The sequence below is a fragment of the Rhizobium mesoamericanum STM3625 genome (assembly GCF_000312665.1).
GTDB classification, from domain to species: domain Bacteria; phylum Pseudomonadota; class Alphaproteobacteria; order Rhizobiales; family Rhizobiaceae; genus Rhizobium; species Rhizobium mesoamericanum.
In genome coordinates this window covers 199,832-216,228 of record NZ_HF536778.1, presented here as the reverse complement: position 1 = coordinate 216,228, position 16,397 = coordinate 199,832, and the positions used below count along the sequence as shown (strand labels likewise).

The following is a 16,397-nucleotide window of genomic DNA, read 5'->3' as shown; positions in this document are numbered from 1 at the left end:
CTTGCGAAATTCTTGGTGCTTTCCGCGCCACGTTTTCGAGTTCGTCATCCTCCAGGAGGACATAGTCATTTTCGCCGCGCTGGTACCCTTGGCCCGGCCGCTGGTGCAGTGGCAGCGGCTCGTTTCGATGCGGTGCCAGCGACCACGCCAGCGCTTTCTCGAAGCGCCTGCAGCAGGTCGCTCGGCTGCGAGGGCTTGGGCGCCTTCTTCTTCGGCAGATTGCGGCCTTCGATCTTCACCAGTTCGGCCACCGCTGCCTCATAGCGATCATCGAACTCTTACAAGCGGGTTATCGACGATATCGGCGGCTTGGACCTGTTTCAGGCGCTCTTGGCGACGCTGCGCAGATCGCTGATCGGCAGGGGACCGACATCGCCACGGTCGCCAGCGCTGCGATGCTCGGCCCGGCCGGTTGTTGCGGCGGTCATCATAGGCGCGCACAACCGCTCGCATCTGGCCCCGAAGATCGCCGTCTCCGACGTCGTCCTGAACTGGACCTCCTCGCCGGAGTGCTGGCGCAAGCGACGGAGCTCAAGGCGATGTCTATGGGCTGGAGCGCGCGCAGGGCAACGACAATCGCATCCGCACTTCATAGTTGGCTTGGTTTGAGGCCCGGTCGCCGATCAAAGTTGAAATAGTTGAATGAGAAACGCCTTACCTTACTGCGTCCGCACCAATTCCAAAGTAAGCTAGCTCGATCGGAAGAGAGCTGCCCCTATACCTCGCTGACCCTACACCGCTCAATTGATCAAGCACGCAGATCTCCTCAAATGCACGCGTGCGGAGCGCCGAGTTGTTCTAGAAGGTCTTTTCAATGCGGGCGAGGGGAGCACACAATGCCCCGCATGGCGGGTTGCGCCATCAAAGCAGCGGCTTATTCTCATGCGCTCGCCATACTCCTCGGCACATTTTAAAGCATCGCAGCGGCCGACATTAAAACAGTCAAAGCCGAGATTCTTTGTTGAACCGGTCCTCGGAAAGTTGGTCTTGTGTATGTTGAGACTTCGCTTTGCCATCGAGCGACCCCGCAACGCCTTATTATCCAGGATCGACGCCGTCTGCTGCGGCCATTTCAACCGCAACAGATTCATCCATTGATTGCGGTCCGTCAAGCATAACTGCCGTAAGTATTAGGCCATTTGAAATCGTGAAGCGGCCGCGGAGCTCCCATGGACAATCTTTTGCCGGCACGCACGTGTGTGGAAGCTGAGCGATGAATGAGCCGTCGTCCGGAATGATGGTGACCAGGGCATCCTCGAAGTCCAGCCATTCACGTGTAAGCGGAAACCAGGCCTTGAAGATGCTCTCCTTAGCGCTGAAGAGCAGCCGTCCCCAATTGACATGCCCGGATGCATTCGCGATCCAATGTCGCTCCTCGTCTCTCGAAATGAGCGACAACACGCCTGAAGGCAGATCCGCATCGACTTCTGCATCGATTCCAAGCGCAATGAAGTCCTTCTTCATGGCCACCGCCGCTGCACAGAATCCGACGCAATGAGTTATGCTGCCAACGATTCCAGACGGCCAAAGCGGTTCCCTGTTAGGCCCGCTTGGGACCGGACAAGACGGAAAGCCAAGTTTGCACAATGCCGCCCTGGCGCATGCCCGCCCGATGGAAAATTCACGCCTTCTGCCTTTGACCGCTGTGGCAATTGCACTCTCTTCTTCGGCCATCACTTGGATTTCGGGGCCGTCATTTGCTCGAGAAGTTTGCACAGCAACATTCGGCGGGAGCAGCTTTTCTAGCATGAGATTTCCTCTCATTCGAGCATGTTCTACTTGTTCGGGAACTCGCCCAAAATCGTGCTCGCGGATTGGCGCATCTCGCCCTCGGCGTATTGCCAGGGGTAAGCATGACCCTCGTTTTCGGATTGGCTGGTCAATCCCAAGCGGATCCGTAATCATTGCCAGTTTGCATCAACTCTCAGCCTTAACCAAGCGATCGCTGGAAACGAGCATTCCTTTGAGATCGCCGAACTGCCTGACTATGACAAACACCGCGAGCAGCCCGGCCCCGAGCTCAGCAGTTGCCTGGCTGATTAATAGTCCTTTGAAGCCCCAAATTGAGGGCAACAGCAGTATGGCTGGCACGAACAGATATCCTTGCCTCGCGAAGGAAACGACCGCACTCAGACGTACTTTCCCGAAAGACTGAAGCATCGTTATCGCCACATACTGAACACCAAAAAGCCCGAAAAAGAGATGGAACATGATGCAGGTCGAGATAGCGATTTCAGTCATGTCCTCGCTACTGCTGAAAAGTCGGACGATTGGCCGAGCAAAAATCACGACCACAGCAGAAAAGGTAACTGAAAATGCAACCGCTATGGAAAGCATGAACTTCGCGGCCCTCTGTACTCGAGCGAAATCCTGTGCTCCCCAGCTGAAACCGAGAACCGCCTGGGAGCCTATGCATAGGCCCATGATCGGGAGGGCCCCGATTGTCAACAATCGTGCAGCTATGCCCACAGCGGCAACGGAATTGTCGCCGAATTGTGCAGCTGCCCTGTTCAAGAGCACGAACGCAAGAGCAGACAAAATACCTGTGATGGTTGCAGGCGCGCCGATGGCGGCGAGCTGTTTTACGCGGCCATCCCCCAAAGTTATGTAGGAGATGCGGACACGGACAACTCCCAATTGTTTCACGAAATATAGAATGTAAAGGCCAGTGGCGGCGAGCTGCGCCAAAAATGTTGCGAGCGCCGCCCCACGAATTCCGAGATGCAGGGAAAAAATCAGAATCGGATCGAGCAGGGCATTCAGCGCAAAAGCCGTAATCATGGTCCACATGCTGAAGCGTGTATTGCCCTCAGCCCTCGCGACAAACCCGCTGACCATATTCAACAACATCAGAGTGTAACCAAATAGGAGCGTTGATGCGTAGTCGAGTGCGGCTGGCATTATTGTCGGACTGCCGCCGAGCAAAGCGAGAACATCGCGCAAACCGAAAAGCAGAGCGCCGGTAAGTGTCACTCCGATCGGGGCCGCTAGAGCGAGCGCCAAGCTCGCCCCGCGATTCGCCTCCAAGGAATTGCCTGCGCCAAGATTGCGCGACACGAACGATGCCGTGCCGATGCCGATCCCCTGCCCGACTGCGGTGAGCAGGACGACCAAGGGCAAAGCTATGCTGACGGCGGCGATAGCCTGCGCGCCGAGCCTTCCAACAAAGATTGCATTCACGAACTGCTGAAGTGCATTGATCGACAAACCGATAATGCAGGGAATGGCAAGCCGCATGATGAGGCTGGAAACCCTGCCGTCCAACAAACTGGTATCCTCCGCCCGCGAAGCCATGCGCTCTGCTTTGCTCTTCATCGATCGCCCCGGCAGGCTCATCTGTAGTTGGCCCGTTGTGCGGGCTCTCCTAATGCATCGACAGTCTGGAGGAGTTCGTCGCGGAAGATTGTGCAGAGATCGCGGGTCGTTTCGAAGCCGACTTGCCGTGGATCATATCTCGTTTCGATTAGTAGTTCGCCCGATTGGTATCCGATGCGAAACCAGAAGAGGTAGTTCATAACTGACTGATCCATATCTTCGCCGAGCCACAATGGATCTGGATCCTTACATAGCAGACGGCGGGGATAATGATGTTGCAGCCTAGCTCGATAGTTTAGCCCGATGCGGGGTAACGGCAGACGATCGATCCGATCGCGCAAAGCGGGGTTCTGGTTCAAGAACTTCAGAGCACGGAAACCTATGCCTTGGCGCGGCAGTGAGCTGCGTTGCCGATATATGGAGCGGGCGCGGTCCAGGCGAGACTCCATTCCGCTAAGGAATAACGGAAGCGGCACCAGTTCACCGACGTAACCAATGATTTGAGACGGGTCGATATCCTCGAATAGATGTCCCCTCGTCGAGGTGAGGCTGTCAATCCAGAGGGAATAATTTCCAAAAGCGCGGCCAAATGCCCCCGAAATAGCCGCCAGCACGAGATCAAAATCCTCGCAATGTGCAGACCTCGCCGCAACCTTGAGAAGTTTCCCCGTTGTCTCCTCATCGATCCTTAGATGATATGTCGCCTGGTCTTTCCAGAGTGGCGTGCAGAAGTCTTCATCGATATGCTTCTCCGAGGCTGCATGATGGAGGCGTTTGGCCGTTTCGGCTGAAAAGCGCGCCGCACACGATCCGGCATCGCTCACACCCATGTCAAATCGCTCATATCGAATGCCTTCCCAGTGCTCGAGCTCCGTTTCGGCTTCGCCATTCGCGTATTTGTCCAAACGCTTCAGCCATTGGGTCAGGGTCGTGTTCTCTGTAACCGCTCCGGTTTGGCCGGCAGCAAACGACTTGTAAGCTGCGTCCAGTGCATTCAGGAACAGTCTGTATCCGACTCCGTCTGCTACGAAATGATGCAGCAGAACGAGCAAATAGTAATCGCCGCTTTCCGACGTCCGGAAAGTTGAGACCCTGATAAGGGGTGTGCGACCGTCAAATCGAAACGAGCGCTGACGCTCCGCACAGGAGCGCTCAATGACCGCGCGTTGTTCCGATGTGTCTACACCGACAAGGTCTATTTCCTCGACGAGGGCTCGGGGTATCGATCCGATCGCCTGAGAGAGGCCGTTCTCTGTTTGCACGATTCGGAGCCTCAGTCCTTCCTCGCGGCCGATGATATGCGCAAGCGCATGTTCAAGAGTGGAGACATTCAAGAGGCCGGCGGGCATGAAGAAGAGATCGCCGATGTTGTAGTGATCGCCAATTCCGACACGACTGTTCCAATGTGAGACTGCAGGGGTCATTGGCAGCGGTTCATCGGAAACGGGCTCGGCATAAGTCGTGGCCGGGGACTGGTGCGTTGCGAGTTCGCGGATTGTTGGTGTCCGGTGCAGTTGGCTGACGGTCAAGTTCAGTCCCGCTTTACGCGCCAGTGTAACGCACCGCACGCTGAGGAGCGAATTTCCGCCGATATCAAAGAAGCTATCATCAATGCCGACAGATTTGGCGCCCAACAGCTCGTGCCAGATATCGGCAAGGAGTCGCTGCCTCTCCGTTCGCGGCTTAGCGGATTTGGTCCTTCGCATCTTGCGGGACGAGACGGAAGAGAGACGAGACCGATCTATCTTCCCGCTCGCGGTGAGCGGCATACGATGCACGATCCGAACATCCGACGGGATCATGTAGGAGGGCAGTGTCTGCCGCAGGTGGTTCACGATGGCTCCAGAGGTCAGGCCGTCGAAAGCTGGGACCACAAGGGCAACCAGTCGCCGATCATCGTCCTCGCCCTGGACAAATGCGGCTGCCTGCGCAACACCGGAATGAGCGACGAGCGCGGCTTCAAGTTCCTCCAGCTCAATTCGGAAGCCCCGAAGCTGAATTTGGTTATCTGCTCGACCGCAAATCTCCAGGAGGCCTTTGGCGGAGACGCGGGCGATATCTCCGCTGCGATAAAGGATGCTGTATTGACTTTCGTCGTACGGATTTGAAACGAAACGGTGTTTTGTTCGCTCTGGATCTTTCCAATACCCGGTGCTCACGCAGCGTCCGGCAACGCAGAGTTCACCTGCGACTCCGACGGGAACCTGCTTCAAGTGTGCGTCAAGAACATAGACTTTTACATTGTCGATCGGGCGCCCGACCGGTACAGCTGAAGAGCCGTCGTCGGCGTCTGATGTTCGGTACACGGCTGCATTAGACGCGCACTCGGTCGTGCCGTAAAAATTCCACAGCGGCACATCTGGAAAGCACTCTCGCCAGCGAATCGGAAGCGATGGCGGCATCAGTTCGGCGCTGCTTGTGACTAGGCGCAAGTTGGTTGTTTCCGGATGTCGCTTTTGAGAAGCGATTAAACCGGACAAAATGGACGGAGCGGCAAACAACCTCGTGACGCGATGCTGTGCCAATGCCCTCAACAAGAGGTCGGGGTCGAGCACCTGCTCCTGCGTCAGGATCAGCGTGGGCACTCCCTTCAGCAGCCCCCCAAAATACTCCCATAGCGCGGCAATGAGTGTCGCTGACTTCTGTGCCACCATCACGTCGAAACCGTCGAAAGGGAAGCATCGCCACATCCAGTTCAGCCGGTTGAGTATCGCAGATTCGGGTACGAGAACGCCCTTCGCCTTCCCGGTCGAGGATGAAGTGTAAATTAAGCTCGCTGCGTCATGATTGGGCAACTCGACAGTTCGGTGCCAGACCCGGCCAGGGCCGGATCCAGCTTGGAGGACAGCCAGATCAACGCACGGCACGCCGAAATCGACCTCCGCGTCCGTGCCCGCATGAATAAGGAGCCTCGCGCCGCTATGTCTTACGATGTGGCCGACCCGTTCCCTTGGGTAATCAGGCGAGATCGGCACGATCGTTGCCTGCAAATTCCTGATTGCCAAGGTTGTTGCCGCTACATCCGGCGACCGGTCGACCAGCATGGCAACGATGTCACCCGCTCCCACCCCGCAAGTTCGCAGAAGCGACTGGATTGTCGCCATTCGGTGGTGCAGTTGGCCAAACGTGATTGCTCCAAACTCGCCGAAGTACGCCACCCGATCGCTGTTTAAAGCGCTTACCTGATTGAACGCCTCCACAAGTGAAGGCTCGCTCTCGAATGACTGCTCGTCTCCCTTGAGCGAGTTTAGGACCGCTATTTCCGACGGACCGGGGCGGCTCAGGGCGACAATCGACTCGGCAGACCTCTCGACACAGGAAGCAATGAGATGGCGAAGATTATCGGCCATGCGAGCAATCACATCGCTTGAGAAAGTGTCTTGCGCATAAGCCAGTTGCATTGCAATTTCATCACCTTCGTCTTGTGCATAAAGGATAAGGTCGAACTTGACGTAACCCGTGTCATATTCGCGAAATGTCAGTTCCAGATCGCGCTTGCCCGATGGCTCCGGAGGCTCGGAGTACATGTTGAACATGACTTGGAAGATCGGCGATCGACCATGTTCGCGCAGAAACCGGGTATCTCTGACCATCCAGCTGAATGGATAGTCCGCGTTCGCGATGGCATCGCTTATGAGGTCCTGCACATGAGCTACGTGAGCCGCAAAAGATTGATTAATGTCGATCTTCGTTCGAATTGGCAGCATGTTGAGGAAAAAGCCCACGATTTCCTCGGTGCCTGGTTGGCTACGCACGACGTGCGGCATGCCAACGACAACGTCGTCTTGGCCGCTATACATGCGCAACAGCAGCTTGAAGCATGCCAATAGGACGGCCGAAGTCGTGCACCTTTGCCGGCGCGCAAAGCCTCGCACGTGGTCAGACAGCTCACCGCCAAGAAGAACGGCATGCGAGTTCCCGCGGTTGGAGCCCACTTGCCGCACTCGATCGTTCCCGAGCGAAAGTACGGGAGGATCGTCTCCTATTTGCCGACGCCAATAGCGGCGTTGGTTCTTCAGCGACTCCGGCGTAACATTAGCACTTTCCCACAGCGCATAGGTCGACAGTGATGGGCTATCCGTCGGAGAGAAGGCGGCGGCTTCTGAGTATCTCGTTTGCAAATCTCTGAGCAGGACCGAAATTGACCATGCATCTATGATGATTTCGTGCGCAGTTATCAGCATGAGGTGATCGTTCGCGCCAAGGCGGATCATCCGCGCTCGAAACAAATGGCCCTGACTGAGATCAAAAGGGTTGTTGAGCTCCGTCCGTCGCAGTTCCGACACAAGTTCCTCGGCCTGCTGTTCACTTAGGTGGGTGGCGTCTATCAACTCCAGATCGGCGCTCGGCGGATCATCAAAAATCTGGACCGGCCACTCTTCGTCGATGAAACGTGCGCGAAGCGCGTCATGCGCCTGAACAACGTCTCTCCAGGCTTTATTGAACACGATCAGATCGATGGCACCTCGGATACGCACACCGCCCTGAATCATGTAGTTTTTCGCGGTCGGATCGAGCTGCCAGAGAAACCAAAGGTGTTCTTGCACTCGCGTCAGGGGTGATCGTTTGAGCTTCCCGCAAGCTGGTAGCACCGTCTGCATCGTGCCGGATTGGCGCGATATCGATGCCGCAAGCGACCTGACGGTTCCATTCAGGACGATCCTGAAGTCCACCTTTGTCCCAAGCTGCCTCTGAATCTGAGCCAATATAAGCATCGCTCGGAGCGAGTCGCCTCCGAGATCCATAAATTGGTCGCTGACGCCGATATCCTTGATCCGAAGAACGCTGGACCAAATACGCCGTAGGGTGCTTTCGAGTTCCGTCTTTGGTTCCTCGAAGGGATTCGGCAGCTCCGGCCGAATGGTCGTCGGATCAGGCAAGGACGCGAGATCCACTTTCCCGTTTCGGGTAACAGGAATCCGGTCGATGCGAATGATGCGTTCCGGCAGCATGCAGGCAGGAAGCGCTTCGGCAACAAAGCTCCTGAGCTCACGCTCCGAAAGTTCGGCAGAAGCAGACACATAGGCCACGATTCGTCTTGGTTCCGTTTGTCGGTCACTGTTGTTTATATCCCGGGCCGTGAGCTTCAAGCTCTCTGGGACCGGCGCAATAGCGGCGGCCGCATTTACCAAAGGATGGGCGCAGAGCCGAGACTCGATCTCTCCAAGTTCGATCCGGTGCCCGCGGATCTTGATCTGACGATCTCGTCGACCAAGGCACTCCAACAGGCCGTCTGTCCTGATGCGTCCGAGATCGCCGGTCTTGTAGAGCTGCCGATATGATGGGTGCTTCGAGAAGGGATTTGCCGAAAAGGCTTCCTTGGTCCGCCCCTTATCGTTGACGTAACCATCAGCGACACCGGCTCCACTAACACAAATTTCCCCAACTTCTCCCGTCTTGCACAGACGCAACCCGTTGGCGATATAAACCTTAAGGTTGGCAATCGGCTTACCGATGGGGACATAGGTCTCGGCTGTGCCCGGCGGGAGAGATATCAAATGATGCGTAACTCCATCCGCACATTCGGTCGGGCCGTAGTGATTGAGAATTGGTATTTGAGGAAAGAGTGTCAGCCAACCGCGCGCCAATGCGGGCGTCAGCGGCTCGCCGACCGTGGACACCATGCGTAAGACGCCAAGAAGCCGCTCGTCGGCTGAGAGGGTCTGCAGATATTCGACGAATACCGCGAGCACCGATGGGACGAATTGGACAATCGTTGCGCGATGTGCCTGCAGTGCCTCAAGAAGGGCCATCGGAGATCTCACCGTCGCATCATCTATGATCGCGACGCGACTGCCGACACATAACCCTGCCAAAAGCTGCCACAGTGAGATGTCAAAGCCGTGTGAAGCAGTTTGCGCAACACAGTCCTTATCGCTGAGCTCGAGTGCAATTATCTTGGCCGTTAAATGATTGTTTAAGCCTGCGCGCTTGACCATTACTCCCTTGGGTTTACCCGTCGAGCCGGACGTAAAAAGAATGTAGGCGAGACGGCTTTCAACCGAAGTTGGCATCGCAGCGGAGGCACGGCCGCCAAGTAGCGCCGTCTGAACCGTTAAGAATTCTCGGCTGCAGTTGCCGTTTTCCTGAAACAAATCAAGCGCGTCATGTCTTTCCGGTCCGATGATCAGGGAGCATTCACTCTGCTCGATCATGAAAGAAATGCGCGAAGCCGGCAAGGATGGATCGAGCGGTAAATACGTTGAGCCGCTTTTTAGAATTGCGACGACTGCGGCTGCCCAATGGAGGTTTCGTTCACCGCAATAGCCAATGACCTTGCCCAGGGCGCCGCGCTCCCGCAACGTGCTCGCAATTCGATCCGACTGCACGCGCAGGTCACCATATGTCAGTTCTTCCGCGCCGTGCTTAATCGCTATCCTGTCCGGGAACGACACCGCAATTTCATCTATAGCTGCGACTAAATCGACGAGCTGACTTCCGACAAATTCGGACTTCGCAGTCCGGCCTTCGTTGAGCATAAGTTTCCTCGTAGGTCGCGGCAGTGAGTTGCTCACCGCTGGCAATTCCTGTCCTGTCAAGATCGAGAAAACTTCAAAAGTCATGCCAGTTATGGCTAGGGCGCCCAGGCAAAATTCATCGTAGTGTTTCAATGGTTTAACGAAGTGAGATAGGATTGCATCTGACAGGGGCGTGTCGCGAAATTGACGAACCCGACAATGAAGGCGGCGCACTTATGTTTTCTTGGAGGAGCGCAGGGCCATCAACGAACGACGGCGGGTGTAGGTTGTGGCACCGGTGTGGCGATAGGCGTCACGCTCACAATCTGCATTTCCATTTGCATTCAAAAACGGCAGAGACCAACCGCAGGCTCTGCCGTGTCGTTTGTTACTGGTGGCAGAAATAGGTGCTTGAGCCGGGGAGTTGACGAGACCAACGACCGAGCATTTGCCGCTCGCTTTTTTCACTTGTTCATGAGGCTGGCAATTGCGTCCTCAAAGGACGAGTTGGATAGATGCGCACATCGCGGTAATAGAAGGCTCAATTTTGCCGCGTCGTTCCGGCACGGATGGCAAGCTTGCAATATCTAAAAACCACATTTCCGACAGATGCGAAGAATACAGCGGCTCTGCGCCGCAGTCGAGGGCGGCTTGAATGATGCCCTACCAACGCGAGGCTGTTTCGCGTCGGAAAAATATCGAGAAACACAGATGTCACCGGACCTTTCACAATGTTATCCACCGAAAGACTCGCTTTTCACTTGATTGTTGCAGGCTTTTGCGGCGCACTTTTTTCCTTCCCTACGATAGCCATGGCGGGCGACCGGCGAGTGGTCACGGAGCCGGTACTTCCAAAGGTAATCTGCACGGAACTGGCTCCCATTCCCGACCTCCCCAACGGACCGCAGGATGGTGGAGACCAGAAGCGTATCCAGGCCGCCCTCTCGGCCTGCCCAGCCGGCGCTGCCGTACGTCTCGAAGCCGATGCGAACAAAGACCGCTTCGTCTCCGGGCCACTCACCATTCCCGCCGGCGTTGCACTCTGGATCGACAAGGGCGCGACGCTCGCCGCCACCACCGATCCGAGGGCTTATGACCGCGGCAAGGGTAGGTGCGGCACGATTGGGCCAAAGGGAAATGGCTGCGCTCCCTTCATTGCCATGGAGAATGCTAGTCACGCCAGTCTTGTCGGTGATGGCGAGATCGATGGACAGGGCGACAAGCTCATCGAGGGAAAAAGAGAGACATGGTGGCAGCTCGCCAGGCGTGCCCAGGCGGAGAACGGCAGCCAGAATGCCCCGCGCCTGATCCAGGTGAACGGTGGCGAGGACGTGACCTTCTATCGCCTGGCGTTGCGTAATGCCGCCAATTTCCACCTTTTTCTCAATGGTGTCAGAGGCGCGACGATCTGGGGCATTCGCATCAATACGCCAGCATCGGCGCGGAATACTGATGGCATCGACCCCGCGTCCTCCACCGACGTGACGATAGCCGAAAGCTATATAAGCACTGGCGACGACAATATCGCCATCAAGGGTGGCAGCGCCGGGCCGACCGCCCATGTCACCATTGTGGGTAATCATCTCTATGCCGGCCACGGCATGTCGATTGGCAGCGAGACCCAGTCCGGGGTCAGTGACGTACTGATCACCGACATGACGCTCGATGGCACTACGAACGGCTTACGAATAAAGAGCGACCGCAGCCGTGGTGGCCTCGTCCGGAACATCGATTTCGAGAATGTTTGTCTGCGGAACACTCGTGCTCCACTGGTCCTCGACACGACCTATGACGCCACGGCCACCGGCATGCTCCTGCCCGTTTACAGCAGCATCACGCTGCGCAACATTCAGGGGACCGGCGGCCCGCTTGTAGTACGCGGTGTCGATGCCTTGCATTCCGTTGGCCTTCTCCTTGACAATGTCAACTTCGGCGATGCCTCGCACTGGCAGGTGACCAACGCAGCCCCGCTGGTCGCCAAGGGCGGCGTGACGCCTGCTGTGCCCGGTATCGCCGCCGCGGCCGCCAGCGGCATTGATTGCTCTGGACGATGGGTTCCTTTCCCGTCGACGCAAGTCCAGCCACTCCAACCGCTCCAGCAGCCTATAGAACGAGCGCCGCCGGCCGAAACCATCAGACGCGCCAGCACCCTCACCGTCGGCCCCGCGGCCACCTTTCCCACCATCCAACTGGCGGTGGACGCCGCCCGTCCGGGGGACACGATACGTATTCTGCCAGGGACCTATCGCGAGGTCGTTCACCTGCGTCAGCCGGATCTGCTCCTCGAAGGAACTGGTTCCTCGCCAGCCGATGTTGTCGTCATCTACAACCATGTGGCCTCGGCCAGTGGTGGCACCCACAATACCGCAACCGTCTTTGCAGAAGGCGACGGCGACCGCCTCCGCAACATGACCATCGTCAACAGCTATCATCAGGAACATCCGGATCGAACCAGCGACATCCAGGCGGTTGCCCTCTACGCTTCTGGAGACCTGCAGACTTTCCAGGATCTGCATCTCGTTAGTTATCAAGATACTCTCTATGCGGGCAGCCGCGGCTGCGACGCTAGCGGCAAGTGCGCGCCTGCTCGGCAGTTGTACGACAATGTCGAGATTGACGGTGCGGTCGACGTCATCTTCGGCGACGCAAAGGCTTATTTCGACCACGCCCATCTGCATGGATTAGCAAGGCCTGCAGTGACCTTAACAGCCCAGCGACGCGCTCGCCTTGATCAAGATAGTAGTTTCGTCTTCAGCAATTGCGATGTGACAACCGATCCTTCAGTGCGTATCGTGAGCCTCGGCCGGCCCTGGGGCGCCTATGCGACCGTCGCCTTCATAGGTTGCCACATTGATGCCCCAGTCCTCCCGCACCGTTTCACCGAGTGGCCCGGGACAAAGCGCCTAACGACGACGGCAATTTTCTCCGAGGATGGTAGTGCTGTGAGTGGTGCGGGCCTTTCCGAACACGAACCGAACGAGCGTTTGCTGTGCCCGCAGGAAGCAGCACGGCTTTCAACCGCGATCGGTTATTTCGGCAGCCCGGCCATCCCAACCACGGTAAACTGCCGTTGAATGGTCTTATACGTGCGTCAGTCTGCATACCAAAAACGAAAGCCTCGGTCGCGGACAGTCTCGATGTTTCTTCAGCGCGCCTCTTACTTTCCCGAGCGTCTCTCGCCAGGGATTATCCCACTATTCAGGCAGCTGTCGCAGTCAAGGTCGATTCTTCTGAACAGTCATCGAAGGCCTCTGCCGCCGCCTGCGTTGTTGGCCCCCTGGTTGTTATCTCTCCGCCTGCAGGCAGACGAGCATTGCTCCTGCTGAGCCGCCATGGAGTTTGCCAAATACCGTCTACTCTGCCAGTTCCGGATTGTAATTGGCCATGTTGGGCAAAATATTCGTCTGCGGAATATTACTGACAACGCCCTTAGAAGCAAAGGGGACACGGGGCCGGCCGACCCCAACCATCTGGTGCCGGAGGCGGCTTGCTGTCTCGGCATCTCCATCAACACCGATCCGTGGTGATCTGCATCGCCGATTTCCGCTGCATTGTCATTGTCGAGGAAAAACGCTGCTTCTTCATTCGTCCGTCCTTTAAACAGGCCGCACTCTAATCCACTCTACGCCGGTGCTGAAATAGCTCAACGGTCGCTTCTCGTGAGGGCAGAGCGCTTCTGCCGGCGATCGATACGATCGAGGGGATTGGCCTCGCCGGTCGCGCGATAGCCCGCCAACGGGCAGAGAGAACTCTGATTGAAGACGTCCCGCTCGTACGCTTAAATCATTGGGCAGGCTGTTGGAAGTTGACCCCTCGGTCGGCCATACGCGCGCTTTCATTGGCTGCTCTCGGCGCCGGAAGCCGCCGGGTGCGTCGAAGCTGATCGGGCTGACTGAGCGGATAGCCTTTCTGCGTAGGCTGGAGATTGATCCGTGGTTGCAGGCGCGCATATCATCGGACGATGGGACCAGATGATCCGCGGTGGTGCATTATGTGACTATCATTGACCCGCGCCACGGTCTTGCGGGTCAGCGTCTTGAGCTGGTGTCGGTCCAGTCCGGACGCGGTACGGCATTCGTTGTAGTTCGATTACTTGACGGACGCCGCCGTTCAATTCGCCGGTCGATAACCGATCTTGTGACCGTTTCGTTGGAAGCGCGGAGCGAGTCAGAATCGGCGCCTCGCGTCAGCGTTCGAACCCTGCTCACATTGATGCGCCATTTGAACAGCATGGTTACCTCCAGTTTCAAGGAGGTGATTCGCGATGAACGTGCAATCAAAACCGTACCGCGTAGCGTCTCAGTCCCTCGTAAAGCTTCTGACCCCGAGCACGACAGTCCCGCGTCCGTGGGTCGATCTGCCGCCGGAGACGCGGAAACAACTTGCTCAAAAACTTGTCCCCCTGTTGATGCGGATGCGGTCAATCCGTGTGCCGACAAAGGTGGATCGGCATGCTGAGAGCGACGAGTAGCCTGACAGCCAAGTCACCGCCGAGCATCGCGGCAAGCTTGCCTATATTTATGTCCGCCAGTCTTCCGTAAACCAGGTGCGGCATCATCAGGAAAGCACGGAGCTTCAGTATCGCCTCATCGATCGTGCCGTGGCTCTTGGCTGGCCACATGAGCGCGTGCAAGTCATTGATGAAGACCTCGGCAAATCCGGTTCGGGCAGCGTCGAGCGTGAAGGCTTCAAGAAGTTGATCGCGGAGATCGGACGGGCAACGCGGGGCTCGTCATCAGCCTCGATGCCTCGCGGCTCGCCCGCAACAATCGTGATTGGCATCAACTCCTTGATCTGTGCGCATTGTTCGGCGTTATTATTGCCAACGGCGAACGCCTCTACGATCCTTGCGCTTACCACGACCGGCTCTTGCTCGGCTTGTTTGGCATCATGAGTGAAGCGGAGTTGCACCAGATCAGTCAACGCCTTCATCAGGGCGAGCGCCAGAAAGCGGCACGCGGCGAATTGCGCTTTGGCCTGCCCGCCGGATTGTCTCTTGCCCTCTCGAGCCAGATCATTCTCAATCCCGATGAGGAGGTGCAGGCAAGGCTCTGCCTCGTCTTCAGCAAATTCCGCGAATTGGGAAGCGCGCGGGCGGTAATGCGCTATTTACGCAAGGAGAATTTTCCATTGCCAATGCGTCCTCTCCATGGTCCGGCGCCGCACGAAGTCGTCTGGCAAGAGGCCACCAACCCACGGGTGCTCAGCATTCTCCCAAATCCCGGCTATGCTGGGGCGTATGTCTACGGTCGACGACGGCAGACTGTGGGCGCATTCGTCAGGACGTGTATTTGCCACGCATAACCAAGGTTCCCATCGAAGACTGGGAGGTCTGTTTGCAAGCGGCCCATCCTGGTTACATCGGCTGGGAGGAGTTTATGGACAACCAACGGCGATTGGAAAACAACATCAACCACTACGAAGCCGGCCATACGGGAGCGCCGCGTAAGGGCGCTGCATTGCTGCAGGGCATCGCTGTCTGCGGGCGGTGCGGCCGGCGGATGAGTTTTCGCTTAGCGGCCCCGCAGGAAACTATCCCGTCTACACATGCCGTGCTGATGGCGGTCACGATGGAGGGCCGTTATGCCAGGAGGTGCGCGCTCTGCCCGTCGACTCACGCATCGAAGGCATTCTACTTGAGGCTCTGACGCCGGACAGGATCGCTATCGCCATCGCCGCACTGGGCCAGATCGAAGAGGAAGCACGTCAACTTGAGCGTCAATGGGCATTGCGGCGTGAACGGGCGCGCTACGAGGCGGAAAGCGCACGACGCCAATACGACGCAGTCGAACCCGAGAACCGCCTGGTGGCCCGGTCGCTGGAGCGGGGATGGGAAGAGAAGCTGCGTGCAGCCGAGGCCATAGAGCAGGACTATGAACGATGGCGGTCTGACGAACCCCTGGTTCTCAGTGAGGCAGATCGCGAGGGGCTACTGGCACACGGGGAAGACCTGCCGCGCATCTGGCGTGCCTCATCGACCACGGCGGCCGAGCGAAAGAGCATCCTGCGCCTCATCATCTGCGAAGTCGTTCTCGATCAAAAGCGCCTGCAAGGCCAGGTCTGGGTCAAGATCCTGTGGCAAACAGGAGCGACGAGCGAGCACTCTGTCCAAAGGCGCGTTCATACCTATGGCGACTATATCGATATCGACAAATTACGAGCGCGTGTGACGGAGCTGAACGCCGCAGGCAAAATGGACAAGGAAATTGCGTCCGTGCTGAACGCGGAAGGCTTCCTTGCCGCACAGAATTGCGCCTTCAAAGGTGACAATGTCTGGCTCTTGCGCAGGCGTTGGGGTATTCCAACCGTCAAAATCAACGGAACGAGCTCCAATCCCGCCAGGTGGCCGGACGGAACCTATTCCTTCAAGGTGCCGCAGCAGCTCTGGGCATCACACCTCAGGTCATCTTCGATTAGCTCGCCCGCGGATGGCTCAAGGGACACCAACTCGCCAAGGGCCAGCCGTGGCAAATCGACTTGACGCAGGACCAGATCGACCTTCTGCGCACTCGCGCTCAACGCAATAGACGATCGAGGAAACAGGCATCATGAAATCATTGGTGAGGGTAACGCTGCGTACTTTATTCTCGTGGGTTGCTTACTCGTAGCATGGGCGAGAACACA

8 protein-coding genes and 3 pseudogenes are annotated in these 16,397 nt (G+C 57.2%); 5 read left to right on the top strand and 6 right to left on the bottom strand.

The features are described 5' to 3' along the window. Positions 1 to 65 precede the first annotated feature (65 nt). The 5 genes and pseudogenes from BN77_RS29670 to BN77_RS29655 all read right to left on the bottom strand — a co-directional run. A pseudogene (locus tag BN77_RS29670) lies at positions 66 to 275 on the bottom strand (non-homologous end joining protein Ku); the annotation flags it as partial. A gap of 388 nt (positions 276 to 663) precedes the next feature. Further along, a pseudogene (locus BN77_RS35400) lies at positions 664 to 777 on the bottom strand (LLM class flavin-dependent oxidoreductase); the annotation flags it as partial. A gap of 261 nt (positions 778 to 1,038) precedes the next feature. Continuing rightward, positions 1,039 to 1,749: a 4'-phosphopantetheinyl transferase family protein gene (locus BN77_RS29665; RefSeq protein ID WP_100248150.1), complete on the bottom strand. Its 711-nt coding sequence runs from the start codon at positions 1,747 to 1,749 to the stop codon at positions 1,039 to 1,041. Between the two features lie 168 nt (positions 1,750 to 1,917). Then, positions 1,918 to 3,336 carry an MATE family efflux transporter gene (locus tag BN77_RS29660; protein WP_007539286.1) on the bottom strand — a complete coding sequence of 473 codons (1,419 nt, stop codon included), beginning with the start codon at positions 3,334 to 3,336 and terminating at the stop codon, positions 1,918 to 1,920. Continuing rightward, on the bottom strand, positions 3,333 to 9,794 hold the full coding sequence (locus BN77_RS29655) for a non-ribosomal peptide synthetase (RefSeq protein WP_007539285.1): 6,462 nt from the start codon (positions 9,792 to 9,794) through the stop codon (positions 3,333 to 3,335). Before BN77_RS29655 ends, BN77_RS29660 begins: the two co-directional genes overlap by 4 nt. A gap of 791 nt (positions 9,795 to 10,585) precedes the next feature. Here BN77_RS29655 and BN77_RS29650 point away from each other — a divergent pair. The 3 genes and pseudogenes from BN77_RS29650 (at position 10,586) to BN77_RS36095 (ending at position 14,231) form a co-directional block, all read left to right on the top strand. Then, on the top strand, positions 10,586 to 12,847 hold the full coding sequence (locus BN77_RS29650) for a pectinesterase family protein (protein WP_244426288.1): 2,262 nt from the start codon (positions 10,586 to 10,588) through the stop codon (positions 12,845 to 12,847). Between the two features lie 566 nt (positions 12,848 to 13,413). Continuing rightward, positions 13,414 to 13,759, top strand: a pseudogene (locus BN77_RS35395) (Tn3 family transposase); the annotation flags it as partial. Beyond that, entirely contained in the window at positions 13,755 to 14,231 is a 477-nt protein-coding gene (locus tag BN77_RS36095; RefSeq protein WP_370881124.1) for a DUF5372 family protein, read from the top strand. The pseudogene BN77_RS35395 and the gene BN77_RS36095, both read left to right, overlap by 5 nt. On the opposite strand, the gene BN77_RS34560 is transcribed toward BN77_RS36095, so the two are convergent. Continuing rightward, positions 14,194 to 14,394 (bottom strand): hypothetical protein, encoded by a 201-nt coding sequence (locus BN77_RS34560; RefSeq protein WP_051177331.1) that lies wholly within the window; start codon positions 14,392 to 14,394, stop codon positions 14,194 to 14,196. The genes BN77_RS36095 and BN77_RS34560 overlap by 38 nt on opposite strands. 113 nt (positions 14,395 to 14,507) lie before the next feature. Between BN77_RS34560 and BN77_RS35630 the strand changes: the two genes are divergently transcribed. After that, positions 14,508 to 15,077, top strand: a complete 570-nt coding sequence (locus BN77_RS35630) for a recombinase family protein (protein ID WP_341872179.1) — start codon at positions 14,508 to 14,510, stop codon at positions 15,075 to 15,077. A 289-nt stretch (positions 15,078 to 15,366) separates the two neighbouring features. Beyond that, complete coding sequence (locus tag BN77_RS34545) at positions 15,367 to 16,254, top strand: hypothetical protein (RefSeq protein WP_007539282.1); 888 nt, start codon at positions 15,367 to 15,369, stop codon at positions 16,252 to 16,254. Positions 16,255 to 16,397 lie beyond the last annotated feature (143 nt).